Below are 20,883 nucleotides of genomic sequence, written 5' to 3' on the forward strand. Positions count from 1 at the left end.
CGGCCTGGAGCGATCTCCAGGCCGTTTTCATTTAAAGTTCAGCATCTTGGCAACGTAAGCCGAAGGTAAATGCCTGGTAAAGGTCCTTTGCTAATACGGTGTCAGTGCTTATCGTTCATCCTCCCCAGTCGTCATTTCCTGAACAAGGTTCGTTCAACCCATGCAATCTTCCGTTTCTCGTTCCCCGCGTCGCTGGCTCGTCGGCCTGCTGATCCTGCTGCTGGTGGCCCTCCTGGCCTGGTGGCTGTGGCCTGCAGCTACGCCTGATACGGCGAAGCCGGGCGGACGGCCCGGCAAAGGCATGGGCATGGGCATGGGGCGTCCGGGCTTCGGTGGTTCCACCGATCCGGTACCGGTGCGTGTGGAGCCCGTGCATGTCGGCGATTTCCCGCTGTACTACAAGGCTTTGGGCACTGTGACGGCAACCAATACCGTCAACGTCCGTAGCCGGGTGGCCGGTGAGCTGGTCAAGATTCACTTCAAGGAAGGCCAGCAGGTCAAGGCCGGCGATCTGCTCGCTGAAATCGACCCGCGTCCTTACCGCATCGCCCTGCAGCAGGCAGAAGGCACCCTGGCGCAGAACCAGGCCCAGCTGAAGAACGCCCAGGTCGATCTGGCCCGTTATAAAGGCCTGTATGCCGAAGACAGCATCGCAAAGCAGACCTTGGACACTGCCCAGGCCCAGGTCGCGCAGTTCCAGGGTTTGGTCAAGACCAACCAGGCGCAGGTCAACGATGCTCGCTTAAACCTGGACTTCACCCAGATCCGCGCCCCCATCAGTGGCCGGGTAGGCCTGCGCCAGCTGGACTTGGGTAACCTGGTGGCCGCCAACGACACCACCGCCCTGGTGGTGATCACCCAGACCGAGCCGATCAGCGTGGCCTTTACCTTGCCCGAGACCGAGCTTTCCACCGTGCTCGAGCGCTACCGCAGCGGCGCGACCCTGCCAGTCGAGGCCTGGGACCGCAGCGACAGCAAGCTGCAGTCCACCGGTGTGCTGGGCAGTCTGGACAACCAGATAGACACCACCACTGGCACCCTGAAGTTCAAGGCCCGCTTCGATAACAAGGACCAGGCCCTGTTCCCCAATCAGTTCGTCAACGTGCGCCTGTTGGCCGATACCCTCAAACAGGTGCTGCTGGCCCCATCCGCAGCCATCCAGTTTGGCAATGACGGCACCTTCGCCTATGTGGTCAACGCCCAGAGCACGGTCAATATCCGCAAGCTCAAGGTCGGCCCCAGCGACGGTGAGCAGAGCGTAGTGCTCGAAGGCCTGGCCGCCGGTGATCGCCTGGTGCTCGAGGGCACCGACCGTCTGCGCGAAGGCAGCAAGGTGGAGGTCGTCCAAGACAGCTCTCAGGTGCCGACCACTCCCGGGCAGCATCTGCAAGGCCAGGACGCCAAGGGCTCGGCCCAGGCTGGTGAGTCGAGCAAGGCGGGCGCATGAACCTCTCGCGCCTGTTCATCCTCCGCCCGGTCGCCACCACGCTGAGCATGCTGGCCATCGTCCTGGCCGGCCTGATCGCCTACAAGCTGTTGCCGGTCTCGGCTTTGCCCCAGGTCGATTACCCGACCATCCGGGTCATGACCCTGTATCCCGGCGCCAGCCCCCAGGTCATGACCAGCGCAGTCACGGCCCCCCTGGAGCGTCAGTTCGGTCAGATGCCAGGCCTGACGCAAATGGCCTCCACCAGCTCCGGCGGGGCCTCGGTGCTGACCCTGCGCTTCAACCTCGACATGAACATGGATGTCGCCGAGCAACAGGTCCAGGCGGCGATCAACGCGGCCAACAACCTGTTGCCCAGCGATCTGCCGGCGCCACCGGTGTACAACAAGGTCAACCCGGCCGATACCCCGGTGCTGACCCTGGCCATTTCCTCCAAGACCATGCCACTGCCCAAGCTCAACGACCTGGTCGATACCCGGGTGGCGCAGAAGATCGCCCAGATCAGCGGGGTGGGCATGGTCAGCATCGCCGGCGGTCAGCGTCAGGCGGTGCGTATCAAGGTCAATGTCGATGCCTTGGCGGCCAACGGCCTGAACCTGGACGACGTGCGCACTCTGATCGGCGCCTCCAACGTCAACCAGCCCAAGGGCAACTTCGACGGCCCGACGCGGGTGTCGATGCTCGACGCCAACGACCAACTGCGCTCACCCGAGGAGTACGCCAACCTCATCCTGGCCTACAACAACGGCGCGCCCTTGCGTCTGAAAGATGTCGCCGAGATCGTCGACGGCGCCGAGAACGAGCGCCTCGCAGCCTGGGCCAACGAGAACCAGGCGGTGCTGCTGAACATCCAGCGTCAGCCGGGTGCCAACGTCATCGAAGTGGTCGACCTGATCAAGGAAATGCTGCCCTCGATCACCGATAACTTGCCGGCCGGCTTGGATGTCACCGTTCTCACCGACCGTACCCAGACCATTCGTGCCGCCGTCAAGGACGTGCAGCACGAACTGTTGATCGCCATTGCACTCGTGGTGATGGTCACGTTCGTGTTCCTGCGCCGTTTCAGCGCCACCCTTATCCCCTCGATTGCCGTGCCGCTGTCTTTGATCGGTACCTTCGGCGTGATGTACCTGGCCGGTTTTTCGGTCAACAACCTCACATTGATGGCCCTGACCATTGCCACCGGCTTTGTTGTGGACGATGCGATCGTGATGCTGGAGAACATCTCCCGGCATATCGAAGAGGGTGAGACGCCAATGCAGGCGGCGCTCAAAGGTGCCCGTCAGATCGGTTTCACCTTGGTCTCGCTGACGTTCTCGCTGATCGCGGTGCTGATCCCGCTGCTGTTCATGGCTGACGTGGTCGGCCGGCTGTTCCGCGAGTTCGCCATCACCTTGGCGGTGGCGATCCTGATTTCCCTGGTGGTGTCCCTGACCCTGACCCCGATGATGTGCGCTCGGCTGCTCAAGCGTGAGCCCAAGGATGAAGAGCAGGGGCGCTTCTACCGTGCCAGTGGCGCCTGGATCGACTGGCTGATCGAACGCTACGGCCGAGGCCTGCAATGGGTGCTCAGGCATCAGCCGCTGACCTTGCTAGTGGCGGTGGCAAGCCTGGTGCTGACGGTGTTGCTGTACGTCATCGTGCCCAAAGGGTTCTTCCCGGCGCAGGATACCGGCGTGATCCAGGGGATCTCCGAAGCGCCCCAGTCCACCTCGTTCGCCGCCATGAGCGAGCGCCAGCAGGCGCTGAGCCAGGTGATCCTCAAGGACCCGGCGGTCCAGAGCCTCTCGTCCTACATCGGCGTGGATGGGGACAACGCCACGCTCAACAGCGGTCGCTTGCTGATCAACCTCAAGCCACACGGCGAGCGGGATGTCACTGCCAGCGAGGTCATCGACCGCCTGCAGCCGCAGGTCGACAAGCTGGTGGGGATCCGCCTGTTCATGCAGCCCGTGCAGGACCTGAGCATCGAAGACCGGGTCAGCCGTACGCAATACCAGTTCAGCCTCTCTTCGCCCGACGCCGACCTGCTCGCCGAGTGGAGTGGCAAGTTGGTCCAGGCCCTGCAGCAGCGGCCGGAGCTACAGGATGTGGCCAGCGACCTGCAGGACAAGGGCCTGCAGGTGTACCTGGTGATCGATCGCGACATGGCCAGCCGCCTGGGCATCAGCGTGTCGCAGATCACCAACGCTCTGTACGACGCTTTCGGTCAGCGGCAGATTTCCACCATCTATACCCAGGCCAGTCAGTACCGCGTCGTGCTGCAGTCGCAGACCGCCTCGACCATTGGCCCGCAGGCACTGGAGTCGATCCACGTCAAGGCCACCGATGGCGGCCAGGTACGTCTGTCGGCCCTGGCAAGGATCGAGCAGCGTCAGGCGCAGCTGGCGATCTCCCATATCGGTCAGTTCCCGGCCGTGATGATGTCGTTCAACCTGGCCCATGGCGCGTCCCTGGGCGAAGCGGTCAAGGTCATCGAGCAGGTACAGCAGGAAATCGGCATGCCCCTGGGCGTACAGACTCGCTTCCAGGGTGCCGCCGAAGCTTTCCAGGCGTCGTTGTCGAGCACATTGCTGCTGATTCTTGCAGCGGTGGTCACCATGTATATCGTGTTGGGCGTGCTCTATGAGAGTTACATCCACCCGGTGACGATTCTCTCGACCCTGCCGTCGGCGGCGGTCGGTGCCTTGCTGGCCTTGATCCTGAGCGGCAACGACCTGGGGATGATCGCCATCATCGGCATCATCCTGCTGATCGGTATCGTCAAGAAGAACGCCATCATGATGATCGACTTCGCCCTGGAGGCCGAGCGCAACCAGGGCATGGCCCCGCGCGATGCCATCTACCAGGCGGCGCTGTTGCGTTTCCGGCCGATCCTCATGACCACCCTGGCAGCGCTGTTCGGTGCCGTGCCCTTGATGCTTGCCACCGGTTCCGGCGCCGAGCTGCGCCAGCCCCTGGGCCTGGTGATGGTGGGTGGGCTGCTGGTCAGCCAGGTGCTGACGCTGTTCACCACGCCGGTCATCTACCTGTATTTCGACCGTCTGGCCCGCCGCTTTGGCAAGCAGGGTTTGACGCAGGAGGCAGCATGATCGGCGGCGACGCTCTTCCTCCTAGCGTGCAGCTCGTGGCTTGGAGCTTCCAATGAACCTGTCCGGCCCGTTCATTCGCCGGCCTGTGGCGACCATGCTACTGAGCCTGGCGATCATGCTCTTGGGGGGCGTGAGCTTCGGCCTGCTGCCGGTGTCTCCATTGCCGCAGATGGACTTTCCCGTGATCGTGGTGCAGGCCAACTTGCCGGGGGCCAGCCCCGAGGTGATGGCGGCCACCGTGGCCACGCCGCTGGAGCGCAAGCTTGGCAGCATCGCCGGGGTCACTACGCTGACCAGCAGCTCCAACCAGGGCTCGACCCGGGTGATCATCGGTTTTGACATGGGACGCGACATCGACGGTGCGGCGCGCGAGGTGCAGGCTGCGATCAACGCCACCCGCAACCTGCTGCCCAGCGGTATGCGCAGCATGCCCACCTACAAGAAGATCAACCCCTCCCAGGCACCGATCATGGTGCTGTCGCTGACCTCCGAGGTCCTGTCCAAAGGCCAGCTCTACGACATGGCCGACACCATCCTGGCCCAGAGCCTGGCCCAGGTCAGCGGGGTAGGGGAAGTGCAGATCGGCGGCAGCTCGCTGCCGGCGGTGCGCATCTCGGTGGAACCCCAGTTGCTCAACCAGTACGGCTTGTCCCTCGATGAAGTGCGCACCGCGGTGGCCAATGCCAACCAGCGCCGGCCCATGGGCTTCGTCGAAGATGCCGAGCGCAACTGGCAGGTGCGTGCCAACGACCAGCTGGAAACAGCCAAGGACTACGAGCCGCTGGTGATCCGCCAGCAGGACGGCGCAATCCTGCGCTTGTCCGATGTGGCGAGCATCACCGACGGCGTCGAGAACCGCTACAACAGTGGTTTCTTCAATGATCAGGCCGCGGTGCTGCTGGTGGTCAACCGCCAGACCGGCGCCAACATCATCCAGACCGTCGACGAGATCAAGGCGCAGTTGCCAGCCTTGCAGTCGTTGCTGCCGGCAAGCGTCAAGCTCAACGTGGCCATGGACCGGTCGCCGGTGATCAAGGCCACCTTGAAGGAAGCCGAGCACACCCTGCTGATCGCGGTGGTGCTGGTGATCCTGGTGGTGTATCTGTTCCTGGGCAATGTCCGTGCGTCGTTGATTCCCAGTCTGGCCGTGCCGGTCTCGCTGGTGGGCACCTTCGCGATCATGTACCTGTGCGGGTTCTCTTTGAACAACCTGTCGTTGATGGCGTTGATCCTTGCCACGGGGTTGGTGGTGGACGATGCCATCGTGGTGCTGGAGAACATCTCCCGCCATGTCGAGGATGGCCAGCCGCCCATGCGCGCGGCCTACCTCGGCGCCAAGGAGGTGGGCTTCACCCTGCTGTCGATGAACGTCTCGCTGGTGGCGGTGTTCGTTTCCATCCTGTTCATGGGCGGCATCGTGCGGGGGCTGTTCCAGGAGTTTTCCATCACCCTGGCCGCGGCGATCCTGGTGTCGCTGCTGGTGTCGCTGACCCTCACCCCCATGCTTTGCTCGCGCTGGCTCAAACCCCACGCCCAGGAACAGAACCGCCTGCAGCGCTGGAGTGACCAAGTGCACCGGCGCATGGTGGCGGCCTACGACCACAGCCTGGGTTGGGCGCTGCGTCACAAGCGGCTCACGCTGATCAGCCTGCTGGTGACCATCGGTGTCAACATCGCCCTGTACGTGGTGGTGCCCAAGACGCTCATGCCCCAGCAGGACACCGGGCAGTTGCAGGGCTTCATCCGTGGCGACGATGGCCTGTCGTTCAGCGTGATGCAGCCGAAGATGGAAATCTACCGCCGCGCCTTGCTGGCCGACCCGGCGGTAGAGAGCGTGGCAGGCTTCATTGGCGGCAACAGTGGGACCAACAATGCCTTCGTGCTGGTGCGCCTCAAGCCCATCGGCGAGCGCAAGCTGTCGGCCCAGCAGGTGATCGAACGCCTGCGCAAGGAAATGCCCAAGGTGCCCGGTGGCCGGTTGTTCCTGATGGCCGACCAGGATTTGCAGCTGGGCGGAGGCGGGCGTGACCAATCCACCTCGCAGTACCTCTATACCCTGCAAAGTGGCGACTTGAGCGCCTTGCGCGAGTGGTTTCCGAAGGTGGTCGCAGCCCTGCGCGCCTTGCCCGAGCTGACGGCCATCGATGCCCGTGACGGCGCCGGTACCCAGCAGGTGACGCTGGTGGTGGATCGCGACCAGGCCAAGCGCTTGGGGATCGACATGGAGATGGTCACCACGGTGCTGAACAACGCCTACAGCCAGCGGCAGATCTCGACCATCTACGACAGCCTCAACCAGTACCAAGTGGTGCTGGAGATCAACCCAAAGTACGCCTGGGACCCGAGCACCCTGGAACAGGTCCAGGTGATCACCGCCGACGGTGCGCGTGTGCCGTTGTCGAGTTTCGCCCGATACGAGAACAGTCTGGCCAATGACCGTGTCAGCCACGAAGGGCAGTTCGCTTCCGAAGCCATCGCCTTCGACGTCGCCGAAGGCTACAGCCCCGACCAGGCCATGGCCGCGGTGGAGCGCACGGTGGCCAAGCTCGGCCTGCCGGAGGAAGTGATCGCCAAGCTTGGCGGTACTGCCGATGCCTTCGCCAAGACCACCCAGGGCCAGCCGCTGATGATCCTCGGCGCCCTGGTGCTGGTGTATCTGGTGCTGGGTATCCTCTATGAAAGCTACATCCATCCGCTGACCATTCTTTCCACCTTGCCTTCGGCCGGGGTGGGCGCCTTGCTGGCGCTGTACGCCACCGGGGGCGAGTTCAGCCTGATCTCGCTGTTGGGCTTGTTCCTGCTGATCGGGGTGGTGAAGAAGAACGCCATCCTGATGATCGACCTGGCCCTGCAACTGGAGCGCAACGATGGCCTGAGCCCGGAGGAGTCCATCCGCCGAGCGTGCCTGCTGCGCCTGCGCCCGATCCTAATGACCACGCTGGCCGCCATCCTCGGCGCGCTGCCGCTGCTGCTCAGCCGTGCCGAGGGCGCCGAAATGCGCCAGCCCCTGGGCCTGACGATCATCGGTGGCCTGGTGTTCAGCCAGGTTCTGACCCTCTACACCACGCCTGTGGTCTACCTGTACCTCGACCGCCTGCGCCATCGGTTCAACCGCTGGCGTGGCGTGCGCACCGACGCCGCACTGGATACCCCGCTATGAACTTTGCCCAGACCCCACTTCACCACGCCCTGAAGCTGCTCACCCGTGGGCGCGGCTCGCGCCTGGTCGGCGCCGGGCTTTGCGTGGCGCTGCTCAGCGCCTGTACCCTGAGCCCGGACTATCACCGCCCGGAAACCGCCACGTCAGCGCAGTTCAAGCAGGCCGAGGGCTGGACCCAGGCCAACCCCTCCGATGCGATTGCCCGCGGCGCGTGGTGGGAGATTTACGGCGATGCAGAGCTCAATGCCCTGGTCGAGGAACTCAACCGCAACAACCAGACCGTTGCCCAATACGAGGCCCAGTACCGTCAGGCCCAGGCCTTGGTGCGTAGCAGCCGGGGCGCGTTGTTCCCAAGCCTGGACCTTTCCGTGGGCAAGACCCGCTCGGCCCAGGGCACCGGTAGTAGCAGTTCGAGCCTGTCGAACAACAGCAGCGGCATCCGCAACACCTATAACGCCCAGCTTGGCGTGAGCTGGGAGATCGACCTTTGGGGCAAGTTGCGCGAGACGCTCAATGCCAATGAGGCCAGTGCCCAGGCCAGTCTGGCGGACCTGGCGGCGATCCGCCTTAGCCTGCAGTCGGAGCTGGTGCAGAACTACCTGCAGCTGCGTGTGATCGATGAGCAGAAGCGCTTGCTGGAGGCCACCGTGGCCGCCTATGCACGTTCGCTGCGAATGAACGAAAACCAGTACCGCGCTGGGGTTGCCGGGCCCGATGCCGTGGCGCAGGCGCGCACCCAGCTCAAGAGCACCGAGGCTGACCTGATCGATCTGGCCTGGCAGCGCGCGCAGTACGAAAATGCCATCGCTGTGCTGCTGGGCAAGGCGCCGGCGGACTTCGCCCTGGCCGATAGCAAACGCATCCCGGCCTTGCCGCAGATCCCTGTGTCGCTGCCTTCGCAACTGCTCGAGCGCCGCCCCGACATCGCCTCGGCCGAGCGCAACGTGATGGCCGCCAACGCCAACATCGGCGTGGCGCGCTCGGCGTACTTCCCGGATTTGAGCCTGAGCATGAGCGGTGGGTACTCCAGCAGCAGCTTCAGCAACTGGATCGAGCTGCCCAACCGCTACTGGTCGGTGGGGCCTTCGCTGGCCATGACCCTGTTCGACGCCGGTCGGCGCAGTGCCGAGGTGGATCGCACCGTGGCGGTATACGACCAGACCGTGGCCCAGTACCGGCAAACCGTGCTCGATGGCTTCAAAGAGGTCGAGAACTATCTGGTTCAGCTCAAGGTGTATGGGGACGAAGCCGTGGTACGCCAGGAAGCGCTGGATGCTGCCCGTGAATCGCTGCGCCTGACCGAAAACCAGTACCGTGCCGGACTGATCGGCTACCTGGATGTCGTCAACGTCCAAACCACCGCGCTCAGCAACGAACGCAGTGTGTTGACCTTGCTTCAGGGCAGGCTGCTCGCCAGCGTGCAGTTGATTGCCGCGTTGGGCGGTGGCTGGGATGCCCAGCAAGCGTTTGCCGAGGCGGATTAGTTTCGCTAGCGGTCGGTAAAGCTGCGCAGGCTGGCAGGTGCAGCGCAAGCATCTTTTCCTGCCGGGCGCCACCTAGTGTTTCGGGCAGTTCTGCCCCGTTGGGCCGATGGATAAGCTTTTTCGAAGCTTGAGCGATCTCGCCCTGCATGCGCGTCAGAGCGCCCGCCAACAGCGGGCGGGCATGCAGGCACGCTCCTTCCATGCCATCCAGTAGTCTGCGCCGTTCCCGCGACATGCGGGAGGGCGCGCAGGAGCCCAACATGCCTGATTCATCCTCTACGTCCGTGGACTCTCGCCGCGACCCCTTGTTTACCCCGCCGTCGCTACCCAAAGGCGGCGGTACCGTCTCCATCGGTGGCGGCATGCTGTCCGTCGGCAGCGCCGATGGTGCGGCCGGCTGGTCGTTGCCGTTGCCCCTGCCCACCGGGCGCGAGCTGTCGCCGTCGTTGACGCTGAGCTACAGCTCAGGTGGCGGTAACGATGCGTTCGGCGCCGGCTGGCATTGCCCGCTGCCTGCGGTATCGCGCATGAGCCGTTTCGGCATCCCACGGTATAACGACGACGATCGTTTGGCCGGCCCAGACGGCGAGGAAATCCTGCGCGACAAAGCAGGTGTGCGTATCGAGCGCAGCTTGCCGTTCTCCACAGTCATCGCTGAGTACACGGTCACGCCCTGGGTGTCGCGCAGCGGCGGCCGCGGGGAGCGTCTCGAACACTGGCGGCCCAACGCAAGCCCCGATTCACCAGGCTTCTGGCTCAACTACCATGCCGACGGCAGCATCACCTTGTTCGGCTGGTCGGCCAGCGCCCGATTGAGCGATCCGCAGGACCCTTCGCGGGTGGCTGGCTGGTACGCCGAAGAAACGGTCAGCGCCAAGGGCGAGCACTTGGTCTACACCTATCGCCGTGAGGATGACGCTGGCTGCGACGTCCAGGAACTGGCTGCCCACCGGCAGGTGACGAATCTGTATTTGGTCGGCGTGCATGCGCTGAACGCGACCCCGTCGGACGCTTTGCTGGTGCCTGAAGGCGCTTTCGACGCCGAGGACTTCATGAGCGTAATGCTGTTCGATTATGGCGAGCGCAATACGCCCCTGGATGTTCCCCCGCCGTTCGAGACGGACGCGCCTTGGCCGGTTCGCCAGGACCGCTACAGTTTCTGGCGCTGGGGCTTCAACACGCGCGTACGGCGTCTGTGCCGGGACGTCATGCTCTGGCACCGTACCCAGATGATGGCCGCAAAGGCCGATACGACCCCGGTGCTGGTCTCGCGCCTGCACCTTGTCCACGAACATTCAGCCGTGGCGACACTGCTGATGTCGGCCCAGCTGGTGGCCTATGAACCAGACGGTACGCCGGTGACTCTGCCACCGACGGAGTTCGAGCTGAGCCGGCCGGGGCGCAAGGCACCGGCCTGGGACGCGCTGCCTGAACTGGACGGCTTCAGCCCGCCTCGCTGGCAGATGGCCGATCTGCATGGCGAAGGCGTGCCAGGGCTGCTTTACCAGCACGAAGGTGCCTGGCACTACCGCGCACCGCAGCGCGATGCCACGCAAGGAGCGGATGCCGTGACGTGGGGCGGGCCACAGGTACTACCCCAGGTTCCAGCCATGGCGGCAGGCGTCTTGACCGACCTGAACGGTGATGGCCGGCCCGAGTGGCTGATCGCCCAGCCGGGCATGCATGGCAGCTTCACCCTTGGCCCGGACGGCCAGTGGAGTCGGTTCATTCCCCTCCAGGCGCTGCCCTCGGAATGGTTGAACCCCAGCGCCCAGCGGGTCGACCTGACGGGCGCAGGACTGCTGGATGTCGCCATGATCGGCCCGCGCAGTGTCCGGTTGTGGGCCAGTGCTGCCGGCGAAGGCTGGCAGCGGGCGAGTGATACGCCATACCTGGGGACGACGCCATTACCCTTGGAGGGCGGTGAGCATCGGCTGGTGGCATTCGCTGATCCGGCCGGCAGCGGCCAGCAGCATCTGATGGAAATTACTGGGCAGGGCGTCACCTATTGGCCGTCGCTCGGCCATGGCCGCTTCGGTGAGCCAATCGACATCGGCGGCTTCGCCGTGGAGAACTTCAGCGCCTCGCGGGTGTTTCTCGGGGATACGGATGGCAGCGGCACCACCGACATCCTGTACCGCGAGGCCGACCGTGTGAGGGTGTTCATCAGCCAGGCCGGCAACCGCTTCGTGGAGGCTGCGCCAGTGCCGGCGCCGAAGGGAGTGGTGCTGGATGACACCTGCCTGCTGCAGGTGACGGACCTGCGCGGACAGGGCACGGCAGAGCTGGTGCTGACCGTGCCGCACATGGCGCCACGGACCTGGACATACCGTTTCAACGACCGGCGGCCGTGGTTGCTGGCCCAGGTCTGCACCAACACCGGAAGCCGTACCCAGTTCGACTACCGCAGCTCAGCCCAGGGCTGGCTGGATGAAAAAGCCGCCTTGACCGCACAAGGCAAGGCGGCGGTGAGCCTGCTGCCGTTTCCGGTACACATGCTCAGCCGAGTGACCACGGTCGATGACATCAGCGGGCTGCGTACCGTCAGCGGCATGACATACCTGCGCGGCATCTGGGACGGTATCGAACGAGAGTTTCGCGGGTTTACCCGCCTGATCCAGACCGACACGCTGATCGAGGCCCAGGGCACTGCGCCAGAGCGTTCGCCACCTGCACAGATCCGCACCTGGTTCCTCAGTGGAATCGAAGCTTATGACACGACTTTGGAGGGCATATTTGCGGCGCCGGGCTCGGCGGAGTCTGACTTTGCCGTCAGCCCGCTGCGCATCACCCGGCTGGAAACCGACCAGCAGGAGGTGCCCTACGCGCCGGAGGGCGAGACACGGCGTTGGCTGTTGCGCGCGCTGAAGGGAATGCCGGTGCGTACGGAAACCTACGGTCTGGACGGCAGCGATCGGGCGGGCGTGCCCTACAGCATCACCCGCCAGCGTTTTCAGATACGGGCCTATGAGACCGGCATTCCGACGAAGCCTGCGGCGCTGGTAACCGCGGTGGAGCATTTGACGTTGGCTACGGAGCGGATCGCTGAGGACCCGGTGGTTTCGCAGGCGGTCATCCTGGAGCAAGACCTTTATGGCAGCGTCCTGCAAAGCGTGGACATCCGCTATCCGCGCAGGGATGCCCTCACGCCATCGCCTTACCCGGACACGTTGCCTGAAGGGCTTGAGGCCGCTTCTCGCGACGCGCAACAGAACGTGGTGTGGCTGACGTTATCGCGTCAGCGAGTGCGCAACCTGCATGACGGGCATGTTCATCTGACCGGTCTGAGCGAAGGGGAGCGTACTGACGTGCTGCAACTGGAGTCGGCACAGGTACCCGAGGGGGGCTTCACCGTGGAAAGCCTGCAGGCAGAGCAGGGGCCTCTTGCGCGACTGGACGATGCCGCGTTGAGTCAATACAGGCGTGTGCAGTGGTGCGACACCTCGGGCGAACTGACTGAAGTGCCGGTGCGTCAGGCGCTGGTGGCTCACACCGAGACGGCCATGCTGGAGCAGGCGTCGCTGGTCGCTTTCGAAGACCACATCCCCCAAGCGGAGCTGGAGCGTCTGTTGAATCAGGGCGGCTACCGTATCGGTGAGCTACCGGAGGACGGCAAGTGCGTCTATCTGGGACGCCATGGCCTGGCGCGCTACTGCGGCGCCGAAGGTTTCTACCGGCTGGTCGGTGCGCGGGACAGCGAACTGACGGGAGAGGTGGTTGTGCAATGGACGGCTCATGGACTGGCCGTGCAGCAGGTGACCGACGCAGCAGGTTTGTGCACGCGCTTTAGCCATGACTGGCGTTTCATGACGGTAATGTCGTTCATCGATCCGAACGACAATGTGCGGTCGGTGATGTTCGATGCACTGGGACGGGTGGTCCAGAGCCGATTCCACGGCACGGAAAATGGCGAAAAGGCGGGTTACCACCCCACGCGGGCATTCGAAGTGCCGACATCGATGGAGGCCATGCTGTCGCTCGAAGGCGGCGACGTGCCGGTCCACACGGCGCACCTGCTGGTGACCGACAGCTGGATGCTCCCGGCCCGTGACGAGCAAGGCAGGTTTCAACCTGGGCGCGTCGGCGAACTGGCGCTCAGGCGTTTTGCCCAGACGCATGGGCTCGAGATTGACCTGGACCAAGGGCGCGAGCCGCCGCACATCATCAGCCTGTTGACCGATCGCTACGACGGTGACCCGCAGCAGCAGGTGCGCTTGAACGTGACCTACAGCGACGGGGGCGGGCGTGCATTGCAGACCTCGGTCTTGCATGAGCCGGGAGAGGCACTGGTCCGCACCTCCAAGGGCGAGCTGGAGATGGATGAGCATGGCAAGGCTGTCACGGCCCATGCCGCCATACGTTGGGCCGTGAGCGGAAAGACTGAGTACGACAACAAGGGACAACCGGTGCGAACCTGGCTGCCGTTCTACCTGAACGATTGGCGCCCGGTGAGCGATCAGCGCACGGGCGAGGGACTCTATGCCGATACTCATCTGTACGATGCCACAGGGCGTGTGTGCCGCGTGATCACTGCCGCGGGCTACGAGCGACGCACGCAGTACTACCCCTGGTTCACGGTCTCGGAGGACGAAAACGATACGGCATGACCGAACCCGCCGCGCAGGCCCCGGGCGGGGTCTGCGCGGTGACTTGGCAGGCCCGTTGTCACCCCTAAAAAGCCCGTGCGTTTCCCTAACGCTTGAGTACAATAATCAACTTTTCGGGCCCCTTGCTCAGCCCCTTTGCTGGAATCTAAATGCTGATCGGTAGCTACTCCTCCGCGCTGGTGTTGATCTCGCTGTGCGTTGCCATCCTTGCCTCCTATACCGCCCTGGACCTCACTGGCCGGATCGCCACGGCGCAGGGACGTGCGGCTCACCTGTGGATGGGGGGCGGGGCCTTTGCCCTGGGTATCGGTATCTGGTCGATGCATTTCATCGGCATGCTCGCCTTCAGCCTGCCGATCGAGCTGGGGTATGACTGGACGCTCACCGGGCTATCGCTGCTGATCGCGGTCCTGTCGTCGGGCTTCGCCCTGTGGCTGGTCAGCCAGCCGAGCCTGCCGATGCTGCAGTTGGGGCTGGGGGCACTGATCATGGGCGGTGGCATCGCCAGTATGCATTACACCGGCATGGCTGCACTGCAGATGGTGCCGGGCATCGATTATGACCCGACCCTCTTCGGCGCCTCGTTGGCCATCGCCGTAGGGGCATCGGCGGCGGCCCTGTGGATCGCGTTCCGTCTGCGTCGTCATACCCCCTATGTGCGGCACATCCGCGGAGCCGCGGCGGTGGTGATGGGGATGGCCATCGTCGGCATGCACTACACCGGCATGGCGGCGGCCAATTTCCCAGAAGGCAGCTTCTGCGGTGCCCTGGCCAACGGCCTGCGTGGCGACGGCCTGGATTCGGTCGTGTTGATCACCACCTTGGCGGTGCTCGCCGTGGCGTTGGTCACGTCGGTGCTCGATGCGCGCCTGGAGGCGCGCACCTCGGACCTCGCACGCTCCCTGACCCTGGCCAACCAGGAACTGACCCAGTTGGCCCTGCATGACACCCTTACAGGCCTGCCCAATCGCACCCTACTGGCCGAGCGCATCGACCAGGCCATCAGCAAGGTGGCGGAGCAGGGCGGCTGCTTTGCCCTGATGTTCATTGACCTGGATGGTTTCAAGCCGGTCAACGATGCCTTCGGTCATCATGTGGGCGACCTGCTGCTCAAAGCGGTGGCGGCCCGTTTGCGCGGGCACCTGCACAGCCAGGACACCCTGGCACGCATCGGTGGTGACGAGTTCGTGCTGCTGGTGGAGTTGCAGGAGCCAGCCGATGCCATGGAAGTAGCTGTGAAGCAGGTCAACCTGGTGGCCCGGCCCTACCGGGTGGCCGATCACGACCTGCAGCTCTCGGCGAGCGTGGGGATCGTGCTTTATCCGGGCAATGGGCTGGATCAGCACGAACTGCTGCGCAACGCCGATGCGGCCATGTATCACGCGAAAAGTGCCGGCAAAAACGGCTACAGCTTCTTCGACGTGTCGATGAACAGCAACGCGCGCCAGCAACTGCAACTGCTCCAGGACCTGCGTGCGGCGCTTGAGCATGGCCAGTTCCGCCTGCATTACCAGCCAAAGTTCGATGCGCTCGCCCGTCAGCCGATCGGTGCCGAGGCATTGCTGCGCTGGGAGCATCCGCAGCACGGGCTGCTGTTGCCGGACCGGTTCATCGGCCTTGCCGAGAAGACCGGCCTGATCATTCCAATCGGTGAATGGGTGCTCGGCGAAGCCTGCCGGCAGATGCGCGAGTGGCTCGAGCAGGGGCATGACGACTGGCGTATCGCGGTGAATCTGTCGGCCATCCAGTTCTGTCATGCCGGTCTGGTGGACAGCGTGGCCCGGGCCTTGGCGAGCAACCGGCTGCCGGCCAACCGCCTGACGCTCGAGATCACCGAGACCACGGCCATGCGCGACGCCGACGCGAGCTTGACCGTGCTGCAGAAGCTTTCCGATATGGGGGTGGACCTGTCCATCGATGATTTCGGCACCGGCTATTCAAGCCTGATGTACTTGAAACGGCTGCCGGCCAATGAGCTGAAGATCGACCGAGGTTTTGTTCGCGATCTGGAGCAGGACAGCGACGATGCGGCAATCGTCTCGGCCATCGTCGCCCTGGGCCAGGCCCTTGGGCTGCGCATCGTGGCAGAAGGGGTGGAGACCAGCCGCCAGCAGGAGTTTTTGACCCGCCTGGGGTGTGATTCGCTGCAAGGCTACCTGCTCGGCCAGCCCATGCCCGCCGAGCAGTTCATGAAGGCTCTCAAAACGGTGAGGCAGACCGAGACGCTCTGACTACACCGCGTCGCGCAGAGCGCATGAGGGTTCGAATGCGTCCATCTCGGCCTCCACCGCCTCGATGATCCGCTCTACATCCGCGGCCGCCATGATGGCCGCGCAGGGGATGCCGGCAATAGCCAGCAATGTTTCGCCGGTGGCGCGGTCGAACAGCCGGGCGACCATGCTGCGCGGTGCATCCATGCTGGCTTCGAAGCCCAATGGATGGAAATGCCAGCGCATCACCTGGCAGGCGTTGGGGAACGTCATCTTGTTCATGCCAGCCTCCTTGTCCTGATCCTTGACGCGGTGATCGGCCGCTCATTCGGCCGGTAGGAACCTAACCATAGCACCTGTGACGACAGTGTCTCGCGCCTAGCATGACAAATATGCGGTTGCTTGATCTGAATCAGTGCCGCGGTCCGGGCAGCAAATCCCGGCAAAAGGCCAGGGCAAACGTTTTTCCGGAACAAAAGCGGCTGGTCAGGATGGTTCCGCGCGGCTGTCGGAGCATGGTGCTTTTCTGACCAGTGGTGCGGTGCATCAGCCCAACAGGCCGGCGGCAATGTTGATGGTGAAGCCAAGGATTGCCGTGTTGTAGACGAAGCACACCAGCGAATGGGCCAGCACCACTCGACGCATGCCGCGTCCGGCCACACCGATGTCGGAGGTCTGCACGGCCACGCTCAGGGTGAAAGAGAAATGGAGAAAGTCCCAGTAGTCCGGTGCTCGTTCACCGTCGGGAAAGCGCAGCGGCAGCGCGTGGGGATCACTGGTATAGAACAGGCGGGCGTAATGCAGGCTGAAGATGCAGCCGATCAGCAGCCAGGAACCGGCCACCGTCAGACCCGTGTACAAATAATGAAGGGCCTGGTCGTTCCCCTGCAGGCCACGGCTGGCGGCCAGTTGCAATGTAACTGCCGCGAGGCTGGCGATGGCCGCGAAGCAGACGGTGAACAGCACCAGGCCTGCGTTCTCATCTTCCACGCAGGCAACCTTGCGCACGGTGTCGGCATTGGCGCGCCAGGTCAGCCAGAACACCAGCACCAGATACAGCCAGACGCCCAGGTTCCATCCGGCGAGGATGCGCTGCACGGTATCGTCGGTAGGAATCAGCCAGGCGCCGACCAGGCCCGCCAGGATGGCGATGCTCAGGCGAGGGTGGGTGCGGGTGAGGCGGTGGAAAGCCATGCGGTCTCGTCAGTGACAGGAGCATGGCTAACACTCTAGTTCAGCCTGGCCCGCCATCCAGCCCAGACTCCGACACCGCGCGCCGCCCTGGGTTCGAACAGGGAGGGTAATGGGGTACTATCACCCGCCGTGCCAGCGGCAAATGCCTTGTATATCAGGATGATGGCACTACCCGGAGGCGTAATGACCGCCGTGTTTTGTAGTCGATATGGCTTGCCACCCAATCTGAAAGACCCGCTTCAGGATCCATGTTTTGTCCGATTTCTTGCATAACCCACTGTTGCAGTACCTGGCTCGTCTGGCGCCTTCCAGCCAGCTGACCATGCGTTACATCCTCCAGGACGCCGCCGACCGCCTGGGGTTTGTCGACTGCGATATCGTCGACGTGCCCTGGCACGAGCTCGAGCCAGGCCATGTGGTTGCCCTGGTGGCAGCGCTGCGTACCGACGGCTATGCCCCGAACACATCGTCGCTGTATGTCAATGCGGTACGCGGGGTGATGAACGAAGCGTGGCGCCAGGGTCTGATCGACCATGAAAAGCTGTTGCACATTCGCGAGGTCAAGCCGGCAGGCGGCAGCAGGCTGCCGGCGGGGCGCAATTTAAGGCGCAGTCTGATTCGCGAGTTGATGGACGTCTGCGCCGCCGATCCGCGCCCTCAGGGCGTACGCGATGCGGCGATCATCGCGCTGCTGTATGGCACCGGCATGCGCAAATCCGAGTCGGTTGACATCGATCTGGACCAAGTGGACTTCGAGGCCCGTAGCTTGCGGGTCATGGGCAAGGGCAATCGCCAGTTGATCAAGTACGCCCCCGTCTGGGCGTTCGAGAAACTGCAGGCCTGGCTGGATCTTCGACGCCAGCATTTGCCGGAAGGAGAGGCCGATGATGAATTCCTGTTCAACCGCATCCGCCGTGGCAACCACATCACACGGGCGCGCATCACCAAGCACGCCATCTACTACATCGCCCGCCAGCGTGGGGCTCAGGTGGGGGTCAAGATCATGCCCCATGATTTTCGCCGGGCATTCATCACCCGGGTGATCGAAGAGCATGACCTGTCCATCGCCCAGAAGCTCGCGCACCATGCCAACATCCAGACCACCGCCAACTACGACCGGCGCGACGACAACGAGCGGCGACGGGCGGTGGATCGGTTCGACTACTGATCAGGTGCGTGCAGCGCACCCATCCCAATGCTAGTGAATACTCGAGGCCAGCTCGAAGATCGGCATGTACATGAGGATCACGATCAGTCCAATCAGCAGGCCGATGAAGGTCATCAGCAGCGGCTCGAACAAGCGTACGAACCATTCCACCCAACGGCCGATCTCCTGATCGTGAAAGTCAGCGCAGCGCTCGAGCATTTCCCCCAGGTTTCCCGACTGCTCACCGGCCCGCAGCAAGCGCAGAGACACCGGTGTGACCAGCTGGCCCAACTCCAGCGCATCGGACAGCGGCAAACCTTCCCCCACTCGTCGGCTGGCCTGTTCAAGCCCTTGCGCCGAGGTGCTGCCCAGCAGGCCGCGGGCCATGCACATCGCGGTGAGGATGGGGATACCACCTTGCAAGAGGATGCCAAGCGAGCGGTAGAAGCGCGCCAACTCATACATCACCAGACGTTGATGCAGCGCGGGCCAACGGCGTAGCTGGCGACTGGCCCAGCGGCGCAGGGCGGGGTTGCGGCGCATCAAGGCCAAGAGGCAAAGGCCCCCCAGTGCCGCCAATGCCAGGGGTAGCTGCTGCGCGTGGAGGAACAGGCCAATCTTCATCAGAACCTGCGAAAGCCACGGCAGCTCGTTGCCCATGCCTTCGAACACCAGGCTGAAGCGCGGCACAACGTAGCCCAACAAGAACAGCACCACGCCACCCCCCACCAGCAACAGCAGCAGGGGGTAGACCGAGGCACCGACCAGTTTCTGCCGGACCACGTCCAGGCGTTGTCGGTAGCTGATATAGCGGCCCAAGGCATCTCCCAAGGCACCGGTGCGTTCGCTCGATTGCACCAAGGCCACATACAGCGCCGGGAACACCCGTGGCTGTTCGCCCAAGGCCTGGGACAGCGAGCGGCCCTCGTAGAGTTGGCGTACTAGCGCCTCCAGCACCTTGCGTGAGGAGGCGTTGGGCGCTTTTTCGGCCAGGCTCTCGAGAGCATCGATCAGGGGTAGGCCCGCACTGAGCAACGTGCCCAATTCCTGACTGAACAACACCAGGTCGAACACTGGCGCGCGGCGCAAAGCCAGGACGCGCAGGGCGACGCCCTGGCCGCGAATGCTCACGACCCGTAACCCCTGGTTCTCGGCCTGTCGTCGCGCGTGCTCGGTATCCTCGGCCTCGACCTGCAACTGGACGATGCCTTGGCGACCCAGGGCCTTGAGGCTGTAGCGCATGGCCGTTCTCCTCATTGCCAGCTGGTGATTTCGGCATTTTCCCCGTCTCCGCCGGGCTGGCCGTCCTTGCCCATCGAGAGCAGGTCGTACTCGCCACCATTCTCACCGGGTTGGCGGTAGATATAGGCGCGGCCCCAAGGGTCCTGCGGAACGGCCTTTTGCAAATAAGGGCCGGACCATCGCTGCTCACCGCTGGGGGCCGCCACCAACGCCTGAAGGCCCTGCTCGCTGCTGGGGTAATGCCCGACCTCCAGGCGATACAGGTCAAGGGCCTTGCCCAGGCCCTCTATCTGCGCTCGCGCCACTTTTGCTTCCGAACGGCCGAGCTGGCTGAAGTACTTGGGCGCGACGATGCCGGCCAACAGGCCAAGCACCACCAGGACCACCAACAGTTCGAGCAGGGTGAAGCCACGCTGGGTGATGGATCTGCGTTGCATGGTGAAATCCTCCAGTGCGTTCGGGCAGGTTTGCCTTGCCATGCAACAGCCGTGCACGTCTGGCTCGGGGCCTTGCGCCATGGGGCGCAGCAAGCGGCACAGTGCTTGCGTCGTAGCTGAAAACCTCGGGTTTTCCGGGGCATTTCCCCCACATCGGGGGCCACGACGGGGAGGCAGCCGACATGCGTGGAATCATCCTGGGATTGATCTGGCTCGCGGCGGGCGCCGCAGAGGCCGACATGTACATCTCCATCGATGCCAAGGGCGGCTATGTGCTGTCCAACGTGCACCGGTCCGGCCGACATTACGAACGGGTCATCCGTGAGCCGGTGGCCCATGCCGGGCCGGCCGATGCTCAATTGATCACCGGCCGGCCCTACGCCGAGCTAGTGGCCAAGGCCGCCCAAGCCCACGGCGTTCCCCAGGCGCTGCTGCACGCGCTGATCAAGGCCGAGTCCGGTTACAACCCCAAGGCGCGCTCGCCCCGGGGGGCAGCCGGACTGATGCAACTGATGCCTGACACGGCGAAGGAGATGGGGGTCAAGGACGTGCTGGACCCTGCATCCAACCTGCAAGGCGGGGCGCGCTATCTCAAGCGCATGCTGACGCTGTTCGACAACGACATCACCTTGGCGGTGGCGGCCTACAACGCCGGGCCCGATGCGGTGATCAGCCGCGGAGGTGTGGTCCCGCCCTTCGCCGAGACGCGCCGCTACGTACCCAATGTGCTGCGTGATTACCGCAAGTTGCAGGGGCTGGCCGAAGATGCGCCGTTGTAGTCGCCGCCAAAGTGTCGCAGGTCAATGTCGCGCAGGGTGTGCCTGCTTCCCCAACTCTGGGCTATAACCTTTTGAAGGTGCCCA

The 20,883-nt window shown here is 63.9% G+C and carries 12 protein-coding genes; 8 read left to right on the forward strand and 4 right to left on the reverse strand.

The annotated features are described in order from the left end of the window. The first annotated feature begins 160 nt into the window (after positions 1 to 160). From DQ397_RS10275 to DQ397_RS10300, 6 genes are all read left to right on the forward strand, one after another. Positions 161 to 1,447: an MdtA/MuxA family multidrug efflux RND transporter periplasmic adaptor subunit gene (locus tag DQ397_RS10275; protein ID WP_043214250.1), complete on the forward strand. Its 1,287-nt coding sequence runs from the start codon at positions 161 to 163 to the stop codon at positions 1,445 to 1,447. Next, entirely contained in the window at positions 1,444 to 4,539 is a 3,096-nt protein-coding gene (locus DQ397_RS10280) for an MdtB/MuxB family multidrug efflux RND transporter permease subunit (protein ID WP_043214252.1), read from the forward strand. The genes DQ397_RS10275 and DQ397_RS10280 overlap by 4 nt, the downstream gene beginning before the upstream one ends. 52 nt (positions 4,540 to 4,591) lie before the next feature. Next, on the forward strand, positions 4,592 to 7,699 hold the full coding sequence (locus tag DQ397_RS10285) for an efflux RND transporter permease subunit (protein WP_148921539.1): 3,108 nt from the start codon (positions 4,592 to 4,594) through the stop codon (positions 7,697 to 7,699). After that, a complete protein-coding gene (locus tag DQ397_RS10290; protein ID WP_043212349.1) occupies positions 7,696 to 9,183 on the forward strand; it encodes an efflux transporter outer membrane subunit in 1,488 nt (495 codons plus the stop codon). Before DQ397_RS10285 ends, DQ397_RS10290 begins: the two co-directional genes overlap by 4 nt. Positions 9,184 to 9,443: 260 nt before the next feature. Further along, positions 9,444 to 13,790, forward strand: coding sequence for a SpvB/TcaC N-terminal domain-containing protein (locus DQ397_RS10295; RefSeq protein ID WP_178113785.1), 4,347 nt, complete (start codon positions 9,444 to 9,446; stop codon positions 13,788 to 13,790). 149 nt (positions 13,791 to 13,939) lie between these two features. Next, entirely contained in the window at positions 13,940 to 16,021 is a 2,082-nt protein-coding gene (locus DQ397_RS10300; protein WP_043212351.1) for a bifunctional diguanylate cyclase/phosphodiesterase, read from the forward strand. On the opposite strand, the gene DQ397_RS10305 is transcribed toward DQ397_RS10300, so the two are convergent. Then, entirely contained in the window at positions 16,022 to 16,282 is a 261-nt protein-coding gene (locus tag DQ397_RS10305; protein WP_043212353.1) for a DUF1652 domain-containing protein, read from the reverse strand. A gap of 264 nt (positions 16,283 to 16,546) precedes the next feature. Then, positions 16,547 to 17,194, reverse strand: coding sequence for a DUF1345 domain-containing protein (locus DQ397_RS10310; RefSeq protein ID WP_043212355.1), 648 nt, complete (start codon positions 17,192 to 17,194; stop codon positions 16,547 to 16,549). 253 nt (positions 17,195 to 17,447) lie between these two features. Between DQ397_RS10310 and xerC the strand changes: the two genes are divergently transcribed. Beyond that, positions 17,448 to 18,362, forward strand: coding sequence for a tyrosine recombinase XerC (gene xerC, locus DQ397_RS10315; protein WP_043212356.1), 915 nt, complete (start codon positions 17,448 to 17,450; stop codon positions 18,360 to 18,362). A 30-nt stretch (positions 18,363 to 18,392) separates the two neighbouring features. Here xerC and DQ397_RS10320 read toward each other — a convergent pair whose 3' ends face one another. Both DQ397_RS10320 and gspG read right to left on the reverse strand, forming a co-directional pair. Continuing rightward, complete coding sequence (locus tag DQ397_RS10320; protein WP_043212358.1) at positions 18,393 to 19,583, reverse strand: type II secretion system F family protein; 1,191 nt, start codon at positions 19,581 to 19,583, stop codon at positions 18,393 to 18,395. Between the two features lie 11 nt (positions 19,584 to 19,594). Further along, on the reverse strand, positions 19,595 to 20,020 hold the full coding sequence (gene gspG, locus DQ397_RS10325) for a type II secretion system major pseudopilin GspG (protein WP_043212360.1): 426 nt from the start codon (positions 20,018 to 20,020) through the stop codon (positions 19,595 to 19,597). Between the two features lie 182 nt (positions 20,021 to 20,202). Here gspG and DQ397_RS10330 point away from each other — a divergent pair, with 182 nt between their 5' ends. Further along, on the forward strand, positions 20,203 to 20,799 hold the full coding sequence (locus DQ397_RS10330; protein WP_043212362.1) for a lytic transglycosylase domain-containing protein: 597 nt from the start codon (positions 20,203 to 20,205) through the stop codon (positions 20,797 to 20,799). Positions 20,800 to 20,883: the final 84 nt, after the last annotated feature.

The sequence above is a fragment of the Pseudomonas sp. CK-NBRI-02 genome, from assembly GCF_008124495.1.
Classification (GTDB): domain Bacteria; phylum Pseudomonadota; class Gammaproteobacteria; order Pseudomonadales; family Pseudomonadaceae; genus Aquipseudomonas; species Aquipseudomonas guariconensis.